The organism is Acidobacteriota bacterium (assembly GCA_040752915.1).
GTDB lineage: Bacteria > Acidobacteriota > UBA4820 > UBA4820 > DSQY01 > JBFLVU01.
In genome coordinates, this window is sequence record JBFMHB010000131.1 from 1 (window position 1) to 3,147 (window position 3,147).

The 3,147-nt window shown below is 62.9% G+C and carries 5 protein-coding genes; all 5 read left to right on the plus strand.

The window, feature by feature from the left end; all coding sequences use genetic code 11:
* Window positions 1-1,002 (plus strand): tetratricopeptide repeat protein (locus tag AB1824_13370; GenBank protein ID MEW5765951.1); only part of this gene is annotated, 1,002 nt, incomplete at its 5' end.
* Between the two features lie 11 nt (window positions 1,003-1,013).
* The gene (locus tag AB1824_13375) at window positions 1,014-1,736 is read left to right on the plus strand and encodes an energy transducer TonB (protein MEW5765952.1); all 723 of its coding nucleotides are present in this window, start codon (window positions 1,014-1,016) and stop codon (window positions 1,734-1,736) included.
* Between the two features lie 37 nt (window positions 1,737-1,773).
* Entirely contained in the window at window positions 1,774-2,448 is a 675-nt protein-coding gene (locus tag AB1824_13380; protein MEW5765953.1) for a MotA/TolQ/ExbB proton channel family protein, read from the plus strand.
* Between the two features lie 19 nt (window positions 2,449-2,467).
* Complete coding sequence (locus AB1824_13385) at window positions 2,468-2,944, plus strand: biopolymer transporter ExbD (protein ID MEW5765954.1); 477 nt, start codon at window positions 2,468-2,470, stop codon at window positions 2,942-2,944.
* Window positions 2,945-2,959: 15 nt separating this feature from the next.
* Window positions 2,960-3,147, plus strand: a 188-nt coding sequence (locus tag AB1824_13390; GenBank protein ID MEW5765955.1) for a biopolymer transporter ExbD, incomplete at its 3' end; no start/stop codon positions are given.

Consider the following 3,147-nt stretch of genomic DNA (forward strand, 5'->3'; position numbering starts at 1 on the left):
CGTCACGTCCGGATTATCGTGAAAGCGAAGGTGGAGAACATGGCGCAACTCCCGTCACGGGGAAACCTCCTGGAGGCCAAGACGATGCGTTTGGGCCAATGGAAAGGTCGAAGTTGGGGGAGCAGGGTGGCATGGCTCGGAGTGGCCCTCTGGCTGGGCGCTTCGGCCATCGGGTGCTCCTCCCTCCGGGAACATCTCTTCATGAAGGACGCCGCGAAGGCCTACAAGGCCGGCAAGTATGAAGACGCCGCCAAGAACTTCGACGCCGCCCTCAAGATCAACCCTCGCAGGGCCGACAACTGGAAGTACTTGGCGTACTCCTACTGGAGCCTCGTCGAGCCCGGCTCCAAGGCTCCCGAAGACGAACGCTACACGGACAAGGCTCTCGAGGCCTTCCGGAAGTATCTGGACATCGTCGGCAAAGACGACGACGTACAGGACTACATCATCAACCTCTACATCAACCAGAACCGCCTGGAGCAGGGCGTGAAGTTCTACGAGCAGGAGCTCCGCAAGGACCCCAAGGACTCCCGCATCGTCCAGACCCTCTCCATCATGTACGGCAAGATGGGCAACTTCGAGAAATCGCTCGAATACTCCAAGATGAAGGCCGAGCTCACACCCAACGACGCCAACGGGTGGCTCTTCATCGGCGCCCTCTGCTGGAACCGCTCGTACAACAACCAGGACCCCGACGAGAAGCGCTCCCAGATCGTGGACAGCGGGATGCAGGCCCTCGACAAGGCCCTGCGCCTGGACCCCATGAACTTCAACGGGCACCTCTTCAAGAACCTCCTCTACCGCGAGAAGGCCAAGTTCGCGAAGAACGCCGCCGAAAACGAGAAGGACCGGCGCCTCAAGAGGGACCTCCTCGCCAAAGCCGACGAGTTCACCCGGATGGCCGACCAGGAACGGGACATCGCCCTCGCCATCCGCAAGGGGACCTACAAGCCCGGCACAACGCCACCCCCCTCGACGCCCTCCCCGGCCGCCGCTAACTGACGAGGTGTTCAATGTTTGAGGAATCCCTAGTCGAGACCAAGAAGCCGAAGCCGTCGAAGGTGAAGGTTTACTCCTTCCCGGTTGCGGTGGTGTTCCACGTTGTCCTCATCTCGGGCCTCGTTCTCTACAGCATTTACGCCCAGGACGTCCTTCAGCCCCCGCCCATCGTCGTGTCCTTCTTCAGCTCGGCGCCCCCGCCGCCTCCGCCGCCTCCGCCTCCGGCCCCGCCGAAGGTCGCGGCCCCGAAGGTGCAGGCGCCGCCGCCCATCGATCCCAACAAGCTCGTGGCGCCGACGGTCGTCCCCGAGAAGATCCCCCCGCCGATGCCCACCGGGGCCTCGGGAGGTGAAGGCGGCGTGGAAGGCGGCGTGGAAGGCGGCGTGGAAGGCGGGGTCCTCGGCGGCGTCCTCGGCGGCGGCCCGCTCGGCGGCCAAGAGAAGAAGATCCTCCCCATGGGCTCCATCCGCCAGCCCAAACTGGTCCGGCAGATCAACCCCAACTATCCGCCGGCCGCGCAGGCCATGGGCCTCTCGGGGCGCGTGGTCATGGAGATCATCATCAACGAAAACGGGGACGTCGAGAACGCCCGCGTCCTGCAGTCCAACAACCCCATTTTCAACGAGGCCGCCCTCGATGCGGTCCGCAAGTGGAAGTACTCCCCCCCGACGACCGAGGCGGGTCAGCGGGTCTCGGTGTTCTGGATCGTGACGATCAATTTCTCTGCGAGCAGGTAGGGTTGCGGTTGGTATTTGTCAGAAAGGAGTCCGCGCAATGAGTTTCAATATCATTGACCTCTGGCACGAGATGGGATGGCTGGCCAAGGGCGTGGCGATCTTGCTCGTCTTCATGAACCTCCTGTCCATCTGGGTGTTCATTGACCGGTACATCATCTTCCGTTCCGCGAAGAAGGAATCGCTCCAGTTCATCACGAAGGTGGGCGGACTCCTCAAGCAGAACAAGATCGACGAGTGCATCGACCTCGCCAAGAAGTTCAAGAACAGCCACCTGGCGAAGGTCTTCTCCGCCGCGCTCCTCGAGTTCAAGGCGGAATCTTCCGCCAAGGTCGATTACAACGTGATCGAGGCCTCCCGGCGCGCCATCGAGCGGGCCACCGTGAAGACCGCCTCGGACATGAAGCGCGGATTCGGCACGCTCGCCACCATCGGCGCGACGGCCCCCTTTGTCGGCCTCTTCGGCACCGTCGTCGGCATCATCAACGCCTTCCGCGGCATGGCCCTTTCCGGCTCGGGCGGCATCGGCGCCGTGGCCGGCGGCATCGCCGAGGCCCTCGTGACCACCGCCTTCGGCCTCTTCGTCGCCGTGCCCGCCGTGTGGTTCTACAACTACTTCACGGACAAGGCTGACCTCATCTCCATCGAGATGAGCAACTCGGCCTCCGAGCTGCTGGACCACTTCGTGAAGGTCACCGGCATCGAGGAGAAGTAGGTCCTTTCAGGAGGTCGCCATGAGCATGAACGTTGGCGATAAGAAGAGTCTGAACGCCGACATCAACATCACGCCCTTCGCGGACGTGTGCCTGGTGCTCCTGATCATCTTCATGGTGGTCACTCCTCTGCTGCAGAAGGGCGTTCCGGTCAATCTCCCCACCGCCAGGAACCCCGAAGCCCAGCCCGAGAAGGAGAGCAACATCAACATCTCCCTCCAGGAGGACGGCAAGCTCTATTACGGAGCCAAGTGGATCCCCGGGGACGTCCTCCAGGAGAGCCTTCAGGAGGACTACGCCCGGAACCCCGGCCGCGATGTGTACATCAAGGCGGACAAGCGCGTGGAGTTCGTCTACGTGAAGGACGTGCTCCGCACGGTCCAGTCGGTGGGCTTCAAGGGCGTCGGGTTGGTGGCCCAGCACGTGGATGAAAAGGGCAACCCCGTCACCGGTAACGCCGCGGGGGCCGTCGCCTCCGGCACGGCGGGAAAGAGCTAAGGGAGGCGCGGTCCCATGTCGATGAACGTCTCCAAGGGCCATGGCGCCATGTCCGACATCAACGTGACGCCGCTGGTGGACATTCTCCTGGTGCTGATCATCATCTTCATGGTGATCACGCCCATCCTCCAGAAGGGCTTCACGACGCAGGTGCCCCCCAAGGCGCCTCCGTCCACCAACCCCAGCCAGAGCAACGCGATCGT